The sequence below is a fragment of the Colwellia piezophila ATCC BAA-637 genome (assembly GCF_000378625.1).
In the GTDB taxonomy this organism is placed as follows: domain Bacteria; phylum Pseudomonadota; class Gammaproteobacteria; order Enterobacterales; family Alteromonadaceae; genus Colwellia; species Colwellia piezophila.
Genome location: NZ_KB905168.1, coordinates 57441 through 73141 on the forward strand (window position 1 = coordinate 57441; position 15701 = coordinate 73141).

A 15701-nucleotide genomic window follows, 5' to 3' on the forward strand; every position below is an offset into this window, starting at 1 on the left:
ATAACCGCACAGAATTTCTTTCCTATAGAATAACTATACGCAAAAAAATCATAATGCCTTTTTACGTTTAAAAGACCGTCTAGGTAAGCATCAGGCTAAAATTGCTAAAATGGTATCAAAAGAGCTTATCGCGACTATTCCCTCAGTTGAATAACTGCAATTGAGATAGTTTCAATTGAGATAGATTCAATTGAAATCTGCTCAATTGAATTCGGAAATAACTACGGCGCTAAGGTAACCACTGACGGGGTTGGATTCATTAAACCATGTCAGTAACTCCTGTCTTATTAAGCCACTAGCAACCGCTAATAAGACTACTTTTGATTTCATATGCCCCTGTTATTTTATCTGTTGGTGGAAATATTCACGATTAACCCCAAGTAAATCACCGTTGTCGTTACTTATATTAAGGTAATAGTTATTGAATAAGTGGGGGAATTATGTATCATAATGAGCAATTACTATACTTTTTGGTTGCTTGTGTCTTTAAACTTTTCTAGAACATTAATGATATTGATAATTTGTTTGACTTTTGTCGGTCAGGCAATGGCGTCTGCAGTTATGCCTTATCAAATGATGTCTATGACTGGAATGAGTATGCAAGGACAATCAAATAATATGTCAATGATGGATCACAGCAGTCATTCAATGACGAGTGATGTTATTTCAAGTGATTCAGAAGAATCATCTGAAGATTGCTGTACTCAAACATGCAATTGCTATACAAGTGGCTGTTCAACGGTTGCTGCGCTGATAAAAGATGTAAGTACTGCTCCAATAGTAGCATTCTCCGCTAAAATAAACTCTCTTTCTCACTTGGCACAAAGCCAACAACAAACGTCTCTCTATAGACCTCCGATACTTAGCTAAATACAGAATAAATGTGTCCAACATCCGACTCATTTAGATAACTATTCTCTGTATTAGGTTTTTACTTGTTTAGCTTTCTTAACATCCATTGCTAAATATTTATTGCTAAACATAAGCAAAAAAATCTATCTGTTTTACACTATTTATAAATACCAATTGAAGCATAGCTTTGAATTCACTATTCAATAATGATTAATCATTATTTCAATTTGTATAAATTCCCTTTGGAGGGAGCATGTTTTCAACTAAATTTTTAATAAAAATCTTAGCTGCCTTAACTATTATTTCCTTAACCACAAGTTGTTCTGAAAGTGAGGCTGTAAACGTTCAAACGTTAGCCGGTAAACCGCAAACTGTTATTTTAGACGTATATAAAAGCGCTACTTGTGGTTGCTGTAAAAAGTGGATAAGCCATATTAATGATAATGGCTTTCAATCCAAAATCCATAACAGAACAAATATTTCTGTCATAAAAGATAAAAAAGGCATTGAGCCTCGTTTTCGCTCTTGTCATACGGCCATTTCAAAGGAGGGTTATATCTTTGAAGGCCATGTACCCGCTAAATATATTCAAAGATTTCTACAAGAAACACATCATGATGGTGTCTTAGGCTTATCCGTTCCCGCTATGCCTGTCGGCTCACCGGGTATGGAAGTGGGTGATAAATTTCAGCCATATAAAGTATTACTACTAAAATCAGATGGAACATATGATATTTATGCTTATGTTCCATCGTATGAGGAACAGTTTTAATGAATACTCAAAATATTCAGAGTAAATTTGTCACAAAGTATGCGGTAGGCATTTTATCACTTTTCTGCTTCTCAGTTTATGCAGCTGAGCAGCAGGCATCGTCGATTCATACGCCTTTATCTTTTGAAAAAGCAATAAAGTCTGCGCAAAAAAATGACCCTTGGCTTAGCGGAAATATTCACCAGCAAAAAGCCATTGAATCGATGAGTACCGCGGTCAACACCTTACCTGATCCTAAAATTTCGATAGGCTTGGCAAATTTACCCACCAATGGTTTTGACTTTGGTCAGGAAGGCATGACACAAGCAAAAATAGGCATAGCACAAATGTTTCCTCGAGGTGATAGCTTAGCGATTAAAAGCCAACAGCTTAAAATACAAAGTGAAGCCTATCCTTATCAGCGTAATGACCGAGAAGCGAAGGTCGCTGTTACTGTCGGTAGTTTATGGTTAGATGCTTATCGCGTACAACAAAGTATTGCCTTAATTGAAAAGAACAGGTCTTTATTTGAACAATTAGCTGATGTTGCCGAAGCAAGTTATGCATCGGCGGTAGGAAAAACCCGCCAACAAGATATCATTCGAGCGCAATTAGAACTAACACGCTTAGAAGATAGATTAGATAAATTAGCGCAACAAAAAAATCGTTATGAAGGCATGTTATCGCAATGGTTAACTCGCTTTACAATTGATGGGAAGTCTAAAAATAACACGGCTTGGCTTAGTGACTTTTCTTTACACAACATAGTACTCAGTCAACAACTACCACAAATTGATTTGTTGAATAATGATGTAGTTCAAGCTAAAAACTGGCTACAACCTCAGGACTTAGTGGCTTATTTCTCTAATCATCCCGCTATTATTGCGGTTAATAAAAAAGTCAGTGCAACGAAAGTAGGTATCAAGTTAGCCGAGCAAAAGTATCAACCTGAATGGGGTGTTAGTGCAAGTTATGGTTACCGAGCTGATGATCCTATGGGTAATAGCCGTGCTGATTTATTTTCTGTTGGTGTGACTTTTGATTTACCTCTTTTTACTGAAAACCGACAAGATAAAGAAGTACAGTCTGCTATTTCAAAAACTGAAGCGGTAAAAATAGAAAAAGTACTATTACTTAGACAGTTACTTGGCGCTTTTTCCAGTGCAAAAGGCCGGTTACTTCGCCTTAATGACAGACAGCATCTATATAAATCAAAATTATTACCGCAAACACATGATCAAGCAGAAGCATCACTGACAGCATATACCAATGACGATGGCGATTTTTCAGAAGTGGTTCGCTCACGCATAGCCGTGTTGAATGCTGAAATTGACCAGTTAACGCTAAACGTTGAAGAACAAAAAATACGTCTTGAACTAAATTACCTTTTTCTAGGTAGCCTGAATACGGGCATGAAAACAAAAAAAACCCATTATACCAATAGTGGCCAATACGCGACTACTTCGAGAGATAAATCATGAGTAACAATAACTTAATAACAAATATAAAACCTATCCTAGTAGGTATGATTATCGGCGGTATGCTTACCTTTGGCGCTTATAATGTATTAACACCCGCTGGAAATATGCAAGTAACAGATGTTACAACAGCAGAGAAAAAACCGATGTATTGGGTTGCACCAATGGACGCCAACTATAGAAAAGACAAACCTGGAAAGTCACCTATGGGCATGGATTTAGTGCCCGTTTATGACGATGGCGGTAAAGGGCCGGATGAAGGTCCAGGCACTATTCGAATTTCATCCGCTGTGATTAATAACTTAGGTGTTAGAACATCAATAGCAAGTTATCAGCGCTTGCATACCGAGATAAATACGGTCGGTTATGTGACTTATAATGAGGATACCTTGGTACATATTCATCCCAGAGTGGAAGGCTGGATTGAAAAACTCTATGTTAAATCCGTTGGCGATCCCGTTAAAAAAAATCAACCCTTGTATGAAATTTATTCTCCTGAGCTAGTCAATGCCCAAGAAGAATTATTATTAGCGTTAGGCAGAAAAAACAGTCGATTAATTAATGCTGCCCAGAACCGTTTAGCCGCTTTTAAAATACCTAAGTCGGTGATTGAAAAACTGAAAAAAACAAGACAAGTCCAGCAGAATATTACTTTCTACGCACCACAAAATGGTGTGGTCGAAAACTTGAAAATTCGTGAAGGTTTCTTTGTTAAACCGGGTTCAACAATAATGTCCATTGGTGATTTATCAGAAGTGTGGGTTGAAGCTGAAGTCTTTGAACGACAAGCAGGACAAGTAACAACGGGTACGCCAATTACTATGACCCTTGATTATTTACCGGGAAAAACGTGGCAAGGACAAGTTGATTATATCTACCCGACCCTTGATGTAAAAACCCGTACAGTAAAACTAAGGTTACGCTTTAACAATGACAAAGGTCTATTTAAACCCAATATGTTTGCACAAATTGCCATTCATACCACAGGTGATGAAAGTGCCTTGCTCATCCCCAAAGAAGCGCTGATCCGCACAGGTAATCAAGACAGAGTTGTATTGGCTCTAGGTGAAGGTAGCTTTAAATCGATCGCGGTTCGAGTGGGTCGTTATGGTAGTAAAACAGTTGAGATACTAGAGGGTCTTAGTGAGGGTGATAAAGTCGTCAGCTCAGCTCAGTTTTTACTGGATTCTGAGTCGAGTAAATCTTCAGATTTTAAACGGATGAATCATGCTTCCGATGGTGAAGCGGTGCCAGCTTCTGTATGGGTGTCGGCACAAATACAAAGTTTGATGGCCGGTCATAAAATGTTGACCTTAACACATGAGCCAATTCCTGAATGGGATTGGCCAGAGATGACCATGGACTTTATTGCCACTGATGCGGTAGATTTTTCTCAATTGAGTGCGGGCTTAACTTTGCACGTTGAATTGACTAAAACTGTCGATGGCGAATATCAGGTAAGTAATATTCATTTACCTGATACCTCAACAGAACAAGGTATGAATACGATGAGTGGTATGGATATGTCACAAAGCACTAAAAATGAGCTAAGCCCTGCCCCTTCGTCAGCAACAGTAACCGGCACAATCAACTCATTAATGGCAGATCATGGCATGATTAATATTAGTCGTTCGGCCATTGAAAAATGGCAACGCCCCGCAGCAACCGTTGACTTCATCATGGCTGACGGCGTTAGCCTAAAAGGTTTTAGTCAGGATATGGCCGTTAAGTTTACCTTTGAAATTCGTGATGACAATTTTGTCATCATTGAAATATCTGCGCTACCACATAAATCAACAAACAATGAACAATCGCTAAAAGATGCGCAAGCAGAAGCCGCCGTTGTTGATCATTCAAACCACTAACATAGGAGTTAAAAATTTATGATTATTTCTATTATAAAGTGGTCCATCAGTAATCGCTTCTTTGTGTTACTGGCGACATTTTTATTGGTTGGCGCAGGCTTATACTCTGTCAGCAAAACCCCTATTGATGCGTTACCTGACTTGTCAGATGTACAAGTTATTATAAAAACAAGTTATCCGGGTCAAGCGCCGCAAGTGGTTGAAGATCAGGTAACTTATCCTCTGACCACGGCCATGTTATCGGTCCCAGGCTCGGTGACAGTACGGGGTTATTCATTCTTTGGTGATTCGTACGTTTATGTCATCTTTGATGAGGGTACAGACCTGTATTGGGCACGTTCTCGTGTGCTTGAGTATTTAAGTCAAGTGGCACCTAATTTGCCTGCGGATGCTAAACCGCAATTAGGCCCTGATGCCACAGGTGTCGGTTGGGTCTATTTGTATGCCTTGATTGATAAAACAGGTCAACATGATCTTAGCCAACTGCGTAGCATACAAGACTGGTTCTTGAAATATGAGTTGCAAACAGTTTCTGGTGTCTCTGAAGTTGCTACCCTTGGCGGCATGGTTAAGCAATATCAAGTAAAAGTAAACCCCGATAAACTCCGTGCTTTTGGTATTCCTTTATCTCTGATCCAAACGGCGATTAAACAGGGCAACCAAGAAATTGGTGCCTCGGTTATCGAAATGGCCGAAGCCGAATACATGGTCAGAACAACGGGATATATCAAAGGCGTTGAAGACCTTGAGAATATTCCATTAGGTTTCAACAAAAATGGTACGCCATTACTGCTTAAAGATGTTGCTGATATAGGCACTGGCCCGCAAATGCGCCGAGGTATCGCTGAGTTAAATGGTGAAGGTGAGGTTGTCGGTGGCATCGTAGTGATGCGCTTTGGTGAAAATGCTCAACAGGTGATTATTAGGGTTAAAGAAAAGCTCGAACAACTTAAAAAAGGCTTACCTGATGGTGTAGAGATAGTAACGGTTTATGACCGTTCGGCCTTAATCGAGCGAGCCGTGGATAATCTGGCCTATAAATTATTAGAAGAATTTGGCGTCGTTGCCCTCGTTTGTATTATTTTCTTGTTCCATGTTCGTTCATCTTTGGTGGCAATAATCAGCCTGCCCGTTGGCATTTTAACGGCGTTTATTATCATGCATATGCAAGGGCTAAATGCCAATATAATGTCATTGGGCGGTATTGCTATTGCCATTGGCGCCATGATTGATGGTGCCATCGTTATGATAGAAAATATGCACAAACATATGGAACGAACACCGATAACTAAAGAGAATCGCTGGCAAATAGTGAGCGACTCTGCATGTGAAGTAGGTCCAGCGCTATTTTTTAGTTTACTGATTATTACCGTTAGTTTTGTGCCCGTCTTTACTTTAGAAGCTCAAGAAGGACGGATGTTTGCCCCCTTAGCGTTCACCAAAACTTATGCAATGGCTGCTGCAGCGGCATTGGCTATCACTTTAGTGCCAGTGCTGATGGGGTATTTCATTCGCGGAAAAATAATGCCTGAGCATAAGAATCCGGTAAATAGATTATTAACTTTTATTTACCTGCCGGCTTTAAAAACTGTTTTACGTTTCCCTAAAATCACACTTTTGGCTGCGCTAATGGTGATTGGTGTTGGTATATATCCACTGAATAAAATTGGCAGTGAGTTTATTCCACCACTTGATGAAGGTGACATAATGTATATGCCAACCACCTACCCTGGTATTTCAATTGGTCAGGCGCGGCAATTACTTCAGCAAACTGATAAATTGATCAAGACAGTGCCCGAAGTTAAAACAGTTTTTGGTAAAGTCGGTCGAGCTGACACCGCGACAGATCCCGCCCCTCTAACGATGATAGAAACCTTTATCCAGTTAAAACCTCGTGATCAGTGGCGAGAGGGTGTGACTATGGAGAGTTTGAAAAAGGAGTTGGATGCTTTAGTGAAACTGCCAGGAGTAACTAATGCTTGGGTTATGCCAATAAAAACCCGGATTGATATGTTAGCAACAGGTATTAAAACGCCTGTAGGTATCAAAATAGCGGGGCCTGAATTAATCGTTATTCAAGATATTGGTAAGCAAATTGAGGAGATTTTAGCCGATGTTCCTGGGACAGCTTCGGTGTACTCTGAACGCGTAGCGGGTGGTCGTTACGTTAAAATTGATATTCGACGTGCTAAAGCAGCGCGTTATGGCTTAAATATTAGTGAAATCCAACAAGTAATTTCTACCGCTATTGGTGGCATGAATGTGACTAATACCGTTGAGGGTTTAGAGCGTTATCCGGTGAATATACGTTACCCTCAAGACTACCGTGACTCACCAGAGCAGTTATCATTATTACCCATTGTGACATCAAATGGTCAACGTATTTCGTTAGGTGATGTCGCCAATATCTATATTGAAGATGGCCCTCCCGGTATCAAGTCTGAAAATGCTCGCTTAAATGGCTGGGCATTTATTGACATTGAAGGTGTTGATGTCGGCACATATGTGGTAAAAGCTCAAAAAATTATTGCTGATAAATTAGTACTGCCTGCGGGTTACTCTATTACTTGGGCTGGGCAATATGAATATATGGAACGAGCGAAAGAAAAATTAACTTATGTGGTGCCATTAACCTTATTTATTATCATCATTCTGCTTTACCTAAATTTTAGAAATGTTGTTGAAGTGGCCATGATAATGGGTACTTTACCGCTCGCTATGGTCGGCAGTATCTGGTTGATATACCTCGAAGGTTTTAACTTCTCTGTTGCCGTTGGCGTTGGCTTTATCGCCCTAGCAGGGGTAGCAGTAGAGATAGGCGTTATCATGTTGGTCTATCTTAACCAAGCCTATCAAGCCATGCTGGAAGAGCATAAGAAAAAAGAGATAACGACCACTAAAGCTGATGTACTTCAGGCGGTATTACATGGCGCGGGTATGCGTGTTCGCCCCGTTATGATGACAGCAGCCGCTATTATACTGGGGCTATTACCTATTTTGTATGGCACAGGAACAGGCTCCGAAGTAATGAGTCGTATAGCGGCACCTATGGTTGGCGGTATGATGAGTGCGGTTATTTTAACACTACTGGTTTTACCTGCATTGTATTATTTATGGCGTTCTCACTCGGTAGAAGAGCAAGATAAAACAACAAAAAAACCCTTCAGTTTATTAAAAACAAGTCGTAAATATCACAAGTGGATAATGTTATTTTTAGGTGCACAATTTGTCATTTGGTCGGTGACTGGCGCCTATATGGTGTTCTTCAATATTGATTATATTCACGGTGATACCCTAGTGGTAAACCACCAGAATAAAATTGATGCTAATAATATTCAATTTTCGTTAAAAGCGCTTAAACAACGCTATCCAAACGCTGAAGAGGTAAGTCTTAGTAAGTTTATTGATAAAGACGTTTATCGCTTCACCTTAAAAAATGAGGATAAAGATACCTTCTATTTACTCGATGCCAGTAGTGGTGAACAGCTTTCGCCATTAACTAAAGCGATGGCAATTAAAGCCGCCAAGCATTTATATACCGGCAGTGGCGATGTGGCTACTGTTGAGCATATAACCGATAATCCACCTTTTGAACTTAGCCGAAGAATGCATAATGCTTTGCCTGCCTGGCGCATTAATTTTGATGATTTAGGTAGTCCGTCATTATATATTTCAGCAACGAATGGCAAGTTACTGGCCAAGCGCCATGAGTTTTGGCGATTGTTTGACTGGATGTTTCGCTTTCATGTCATGGATTATGAAGACAGTGAAATTGATAATTTATTACTTTTTTGGATAACGTTAATCGCTATTTTGGCGGCTATTAGTGGACTGTTGTTAACTTATTTTCGGGTTTTTAAATCCGATAAAAACTCAGTAGCTGATAATGAATCAACGAATAGCAGTGGAGCAGCCTAATGCCTTGGATCAGAAAAATACATAAATGGGCGTCACTCATTGTTGGCATTCAATTTCTACTTTGGTTATTGAGTGGTATCTTTTTTAACTTAATGGACCATACCGAGGCTGCAGGCCATACTTTTCGAAGTCATGCGCATCAGCACGTCGAGGTAAATAATAATGAATTTGTCGAGCTTAAAGATCTTGCTGCTAATTTTAAAGCGAGTATATCGATAGCACCAACTTATTTGCTAGGACAAGCCTATTACTTATTAACCCATGAAAAAGGCTTATATAAAGGTTTTAAAAATCATTACACCTTAGTTGATGCTTATACAGGCGAACAGGTGGTCATTGATAGTGTTTTTGCCGCCAAGCTAGCAAAACAATCTTACAATGGCCCTAGTGAGATTAGCTCAGTAGAGTTGATGCAAGTTCCCATTGAAGACTTTCCAAAACAAAAGAATGCCTCTTGGCGTATTAACTTTGTCAATGACATCGATACCAGTGTTTATATTGAAGCAGAATCGGGACGTTTAGTTGGCCATAGTGATGATCACAAACGCTTTGCTGACTTCTTCTTTATGCTGCATTTTATGGATTATGGTAATGAAGGCAGTTTCAACAATATTCAGATGATACTTTTTGCTTTTATCACGCTCTGGTTATCATTAACTGGACTGATTTGGACCATAGACCTTGGCCTACGCGGACAATATAAAATTAAATTTTTTGCTAAACAACAAGGGGTGAAACTATTTGATAAAAATCAGAAAAGCATGGGCACAATCAAATTGTCAAGTCATACCAACTTGCTTGATGGGCTTATTGAACATGATATCGCCTTACCTTCTACTTGCGGCGGTGGTGGTACCTGTGGACGCTGCAAAGTGATGATTAACCCTATAGTTAAAACAACGTCTGCAGACTACCTGCACTTCACTGATGATGAATTACAACAAGGTTACCGCTTGGCTTGTCAACATTTTAGTAATGATATTGAAAATATGACATTAATTGATGTTACTGATGCCAAAAAGCATACCTTGGTTTTATCTGAAAGTAGTTTTGTTAGTCCTTATATGAAAGAATTAAGGTTTAAGGTCATAGGTGAATCTTCACTGTCTTATAAAGCGGGTGCCTTTATGCGATTTTTTATTCCCGCAGCAAAAGGCGTATCAATACCTTTAAATTTACCTGAGAATTTGAAACCTCACTGGCATCATATTGAACATTTGGAATATGAACATCTGGGTTGTACGCGAAGTTATTCCTTAGCTGAATCATCGATGAATACCAATGAGCTCGTTTTTACCATCAAGATACAAACAGCTCCGCATCAAAAGGTTATACCGGGTGTTGGCTCTAGTTACCTTTGTAATTTACCTATAGGCGAAACCATTTCGGCCATTGGCCCATTTGAAGAGTTTTTTGCTTCAAAAAACAGCAATAAAACTATGGTTATGTTAGGTGCTGGCTCTGGTATGGCGCCGTTAAAATCACTGATTGAAGAGCAAATGACACTAAGTAAACAAACGACTAACGGGGTCGATACTAATGCTGCCCATATTCATTTTTTCTACGGAGCACGTGCAGAAAGTGATTTACTTTATGCTGAACAGTTTTATCAATTAGCGGTTAATAATGAACATTTCCATTATTACCCGACCTTGTCTCAGGGCAATGATGATTGGTTAGGGGCGACTGGTTATGCACAACAAATATTAGCGTTGAATTTGGATAATTTGGGTGACATCGACAATATTGAATTTTATTTATGTGGCCCAAAAAGTATGATGACAGAAACAATGAAGTTATTAACCGCAAAAGGCGTGAAAGAAAATGCCATTGCCTTTGATGACTTTTCATAAACACCATTGAATTATTAATTAACCTTAGGGACTGCTGATCTTTGTTTTGATGAATTTTAATGCTACCAGCATGAAAAATGACTCTCGCTTAGATCAAAAAACATTTAATTCAAACCGAGTCTATCGGTAAAAAATCAACCGCCCTAATATGGCTAGCAATAGTCAAAATAAATAGAAAGTACATGGAAGTAGTACCTTTAGTTTAACTTGTGCCTTGTGCGGAAGTCTAAATATCACCCAAGAGGGTGAATATCATGTTGAAAAAACGCTCTGTTTATTGAGCTACAATCCCCAGTTATAAAAATGGTTAAACAATTTCATCCTGCGTTTAACATCAGCGTTAGCGGATGAATAGATTTCTATATATGAAATAATTCGCCGGTATTCATAGCTAATTATTGGCTCTGTTGTAGAACACTGTTGTCCATAATGTAACACACAGATTTAAAGGAAGGTGTTGCTGATGTGATAAGACACCCTTCACAAGCATGACGGTATATGGATATACCTTATTAGACAGTGCAGGAGCACACTGTCCTGATGCTTGTGTGGAGCCCCATGGAGGGGTTTATGCGTCTCGCTCGTTCACTCAACAACACCAAACTACAATAGAGCCTAATTATTAGAGCACAAGATCAAAGTAATTCACGGCAATGTTCTTTCTATATCAAGCAGGTAAAGCAAAGAAACAGGAATATATAAAATCGGGGCATTCTTTATACTGCCCTCCCCTTGATAATATCCTCTGATTTGACTAACTAACTAACTAACTAACTAACTAACTAACTAACTAACTAACTAACCTGAACTCTCGAATGCCAAGTATTATCTAATAGACATTTTCGGCTATATCAAGAAAACTTAAATTTCAGTGGGAATTAAAGGCTTTAGCCAAGGAAAATAATTTAAAACGGTCAAAGGAAAACCCACAGCTATTCACGGCATGTAATTTCTGCTGAATCCTGCATCTTGAGGTGGCTTGGGTATATAGTGGCTTATTGTCTAAAACCAAAAGTCACTTATGAAGTTATAACTGAAGTAGTGAATGAGGATTGATAGCGGTTTAGAAAGGTACACTGGTCATTGATTTAATTCATTGGCTTAATTACTGACTGAATAACGAGTTAAGGTATTTCGGGATGATTAACCCCGAGATACCTTAAAACAAACAAACTTAACTTAATACCTAGAAAGTGTATGATGCTTTAACAAAGAAACGTCTACCGATTAAATCATAGGTGAACGGATCCGTATTTTGATCAATATTACTTGAATAGTAAGGTGCTTGTTTATCGAATAAATTATTAATACCCGCGTATATTCCTAGTTGCTCTGATACAGTATAAGAGGCAGAGATATGATGGTAGGTATAAGCATCTATGCTAGTCACTAAGGCATCAGCGGCATGGTCTTGCACATCAGAATCAGAAATGTAGTTTAAGTTATAAGTTGCACTCCAATCATCTTTTCTCATTGTTAATGAAATATTTGAGCGAATTTTATTATAGCTACCTGCTCCAGACTCACCACCGGTAACATAACCTGCAAATGATGTGGTATTGGTTGCACCATTTAACGTGACATTATATTCATCTAAATATGCGGTATCCCAATCTAGATCGAAATTAGCATTAAATGCTTCAAATTGATAATTAACACCAAAATCAATACCGATCATTTCTTCACTTGCTGCATTAATCGTGGTATTAACAAGTTCACTAACGGTAAAATCAGTTGAGCTTCGTATCAAACCTTCACAAGATGGGTCAGACTTATTATCTGATTTATAACAGTTATCAACAGCTAACGTTGCTGAAATTGTACCAATAGCACCTTTAATATCAATGTTATAATAATCAACAGAGATTTGTAGATTATCAACAAATGATGGTTGATAAACAAAACCTAAAGTAAAGTTTTCTGCTTTTTCAGGGTTTAACTCTGGATTACCACCCACAAGTGTACTGGTAAACTTAGTATCACCTTGAATATAATCGGAGGGAACATTATCGGCCGCACAATTAATTTTTACATTTTCATTGGTGCTTTCGCCCCAGTTTTCACATATATCAATATAACTCGTGCTTGCAGTATCTTGGGCAGCAAATAATTCTCTTATGTTAGGTGTTCTTACTGCCGTTGAAACCGTTGAACGAATACGTAATTCGTCAGTTGCACGCCAATCAGCACCTACTTTATAGGTAAACTCCGAATCAAACTGGCTATAATCAGAAAAACGCCCAGCGAGGTTTACCGTGACCGTGTCAATTACCGGAATACTTAATTCACCAAAGACCTCTGTTGAATCAAGAGAACCTTCAAAGTGTTGTCCTGACCTTGCGCCCCTTACTTTACCATCAGCAAAAGAGGTGAAGTCACCTTCATTTTTTAGATATTCAACACCAGCAGCAAAAGCTAAAGTACCTGCGGGTAATTCCATCAAGTCTCCAGACAAATGAGCGGCAACATTAATTTGAGTATTTGAACCCTCAGTAGTTACATCTTCTTTTAAGTAATCAAATACCGCTTGAGATGGACCATCAACACCAAACCAATCAACACACGTTAATTCATCATCGGTAGCTGCAGTACAATCACCTAATACAGTGTTTTTAAGTTTGGTTTGATTAAGGTTATTACCCCAAAGTTCATTCGAGTCAGATTGGCCATAATTGAAAGCAACACTCCAATCCCAGTCATTATCAAGCATGCCTTCTAAACCAATGACAGATCGGTATAAATCAACATCTTGTGACCAAGGACGAGCTCCCTCTTGTACAAATCTATATCTTAAGTTTATATCTTCTCCCGTTGGGTTTGCCCAATAATCAGAACCAAAGATAAAACCATTATAATCATCTGGATCATTGGTAGCACCGATATGACTTTCTGAGGTAAACCCAGTCGGACTTGCTATGGTATTTGATTCCCGTTTTGTATAGGTATTTTCAGTAAATAGAGTGATGTCATTGGTTAAATCAAAATAACCATTAAATCCTAAATTAATCCGGCTATAAGGGGCGGCCGCATAAAAATAACTTTGCGAATTAAATCCATGTTCCTGGGAATCATAATCAACAAAAGAATTATCATCACCTCCTGAAATTTGATTAAATTGATATCTTCCACTTCCGCCATCATTAGCATAAGAGCCAGACCCACCTAGCGTGTAACTACTACCACCACAAACAATATCGCCATCAACTTCTATTTTATAACAAGCAGTGCCTTTACGATCTGATGATATAACCCCGCCTTTATCCATATAACTAGCACTAAAGATAAAACCTTTATCGTCTAATTCTTTACCGAAAGTTAAACTTAGGTCGGTATTTTTTCCATCATTTTCTTGTGTGATACCGTATTGAGCGTCAATTTTTACCCCATCAAATGAGCGTTTAGTGATTATATTAACAACACCCGTTACCGCGTCAGCACCATATACAGCAGAAGAGCCATCAAGCAAGGTTTCCATGCGTTCAATCATATTTACAGGAATGCTGTTTAAATCAACAACTGAGTTAGCTCCAGCGCCACCGGCGACAAAACGACGACCGTTAACAAGTACTAAGGTTCTATTTTGGCCTAAGCCCCGTAAATTTACGCTAGCGGTACCATACCCCTCAGCAGAGAGATAATTAGACTCTGCTCCAGCGGAGGCACCAGCAGTAAAAGGTGAAAACTTTAAGACGCTAGCTAAGGAGACCGCACCAATTTCTGCAAAATCTTCGGCAGTAATAGAATCGACTTTACCAACACCCGATGCATCAGTATGTTTAATCCGTGATCCCGTAACTGAGATACGCTCAACTTCATTATCAAGGTTCTCGTTCACGACCTCTGCAGAGAATGCGAATGTAGGCATTGAAATAATCCCTGCAATGATCAGAGCTTTAGTAATATTTGAAGGATTGGCTTTTAGGTGCTTCATAATGTCTTCTCTCTTTTGTTATATATGTTTTAATAATGTAACTTTATTGCTCAAATTGTAATCATATAAGTTATACTACACTATACCGGTATATACAACGAAGGAATGAAAAATAATTCCATGCTTGTAATACGTAATGAAATGATAAAGAATGTATCGAATTCAGTAGCCTTGTAACGGTATATACGGGGTGTTAATGTTTTGTTAAACTAGTCGCTTTTAATAATATAGGTCGTAAATTCAAATATATGACACAGGCAAAATATAAAATAATTGCTGATCACATAAGAGAGCAGATTGATTCTGAACAATGGGGGGGTTGGTTATAAAATCCCTTCGGAAACTGAATTATCTGTCAGTTTTTCGGCCAGTAGGATGACCGCTCGAAAAGCAGTTGATGAGATAGTTAACAAGGGGTTACTCAAACGAATACCTAGTGTAGGTACTTTTGTGGAAGAGCCTCCTGCTCAAAGTTCATTATTAGAAATAAAAAACATCTCAAAAGAAATATCGGCACGCGGTCATCGTCATAAAATGACGGTGTTGAGTAAAATGACCTTGATCCCAAATGATTCTGTGGCTCAATCGCTTTCATCTTTTAATAGCAAAGTTTTTAAGATAGTCATTATTCATTTTGAAAATGATATTCCGATTCAACTTGAAGAACGCTATGTAAATGCAGATTTAGTACCAAATTTTTTAGAACAAGATTTTTCAAAAATAACAGCCAATGAATACTTATCTTCTGTTCATCCTCTAACAGATGCTGAAATTGTTATAGAAGCTATTATGCCAACGAATATCCTTAAACATAATCTAGAAATAGATGAAAAAACACCCTGCATTAAGGTGTCTCGAAGTACAATGTCAAATGGCTATACAATAAGCCATGCTATTTTATACTATCCATCGAATAGGTATAAATTAACAAGCAGCATACATCTGACTAGATAACAGCCATTGAAATGCATAGGGATTTGGCCTTTGCTGACACCAAACAGCACCCTTGATGAGTTTGTGACTTGTGGAGCGCGGGGATAATAAACCCTAGCA

Annotated in this window: 8 protein-coding genes and 1 pseudogene; 7 read left to right on the forward strand and 2 right to left on the reverse strand. The window is 38.6% G+C overall.

The window, feature by feature from the left end; all coding sequences use genetic code 11:
* Positions 1-201: 201 nt before the first annotated feature.
* Positions 202-330: a hypothetical protein gene (locus tag F580_RS27145; RefSeq protein ID WP_019028655.1), complete on the reverse strand. Its 129-nt coding sequence runs from the start codon at positions 328-330 to the stop codon at positions 202-204.
* 177 nt (positions 331-507) lie between these two features.
* On the opposite strand from F580_RS27145, the gene F580_RS26020 reads away from it, so the two are divergent.
* The 6 genes and pseudogenes from F580_RS26020 to F580_RS0115500 all read left to right on the forward strand — a co-directional run bounded on the left by F580_RS26020 (position 508) and on the right by F580_RS0115500 (position 10717).
* A complete protein-coding gene (locus F580_RS26020) occupies positions 508-870 on the forward strand; it encodes a CopL family metal-binding regulatory protein (RefSeq protein ID WP_157443146.1) in 363 nt (120 codons plus the stop codon).
* A 235-nt stretch (positions 871-1105) separates the two neighbouring features.
* Entirely contained in the window at positions 1106-1624 is a 519-nt protein-coding gene (locus tag F580_RS0115480; protein ID WP_019028656.1) for a DUF411 domain-containing protein, read from the forward strand.
* Entirely contained in the window at positions 1624-3084 is a 1461-nt protein-coding gene (locus tag F580_RS24665; protein ID WP_019028657.1) for a TolC family protein, read from the forward strand. The genes F580_RS0115480 and F580_RS24665 overlap by 1 nt, the downstream gene beginning before the upstream one ends.
* A complete protein-coding gene (locus F580_RS0115490) occupies positions 3081-4946 on the forward strand; it encodes an efflux RND transporter periplasmic adaptor subunit (RefSeq protein WP_019028658.1) in 1866 nt (621 codons plus the stop codon). The genes F580_RS24665 and F580_RS0115490 overlap by 4 nt, the downstream gene beginning before the upstream one ends.
* A gap of 18 nt (positions 4947-4964) precedes the next feature.
* Positions 4965-8081: pseudogene (locus tag F580_RS24670) on the forward strand (efflux RND transporter permease subunit); the annotation flags it as partial.
* Positions 8082-8863: 782 nt separating this feature from the next.
* Positions 8864-10717, forward strand: a complete 1854-nt coding sequence (locus F580_RS0115500) for a 2Fe-2S iron-sulfur cluster binding domain-containing protein (RefSeq protein WP_019028660.1) — start codon at positions 8864-8866, stop codon at positions 10715-10717.
* A gap of 1186 nt (positions 10718-11903) precedes the next feature.
* On the opposite strand, the gene F580_RS0115505 is transcribed toward F580_RS0115500, so the two are convergent.
* A complete protein-coding gene (locus tag F580_RS0115505) occupies positions 11904-14582 on the reverse strand; it encodes a TonB-dependent receptor domain-containing protein (protein ID WP_169338314.1) in 2679 nt (892 codons plus the stop codon).
* Positions 14583-14945: 363 nt separating this feature from the next.
* Here F580_RS0115505 and F580_RS24675 point away from each other — a divergent pair, with 363 nt between their 5' ends.
* Positions 14946-15602, forward strand: a complete 657-nt coding sequence (locus F580_RS24675; RefSeq protein WP_019028662.1) for a histidine utilization transcriptional repressor HutC — start codon at positions 14946-14948, stop codon at positions 15600-15602.
* Positions 15603-15701 lie beyond the last annotated feature (99 nt).

Coding starts and splice junctions, on each gene's coding strand:
- F580_RS0115490 (WP_019028658.1), top strand. CDS start 3,081: ATGAGTAACAATAACTTAATAACAAATATAAAACCTATCCTAGTAGGT.
- F580_RS0115500 (WP_019028660.1), top strand. CDS start 8,864: ATGCCTTGGATCAGAAAAATACATAAATGGGCGTCACTCATTGTTGGC.
- F580_RS26020 (WP_157443146.1), top strand. CDS start 508: ATGATATTGATAATTTGTTTGACTTTTGTCGGTCAGGCAATGGCGTCT.
- F580_RS0115480 (WP_019028656.1), top strand. CDS start 1,106: ATGTTTTCAACTAAATTTTTAATAAAAATCTTAGCTGCCTTAACTATT.
- F580_RS0115505 (WP_169338314.1), bottom strand. CDS start 14,582: ATGCCTACATTCGCATTCTCTGCAGAGGTCGTGAACGAGAACCTTGAT.
- F580_RS27145 (WP_019028655.1), bottom strand. CDS start 330: ATGAAATCAAAAGTAGTCTTATTAGCGGTTGCTAGTGGCTTAATAAGA.
- F580_RS24665 (WP_019028657.1), top strand. CDS start 1,624: ATGAATACTCAAAATATTCAGAGTAAATTTGTCACAAAGTATGCGGTA.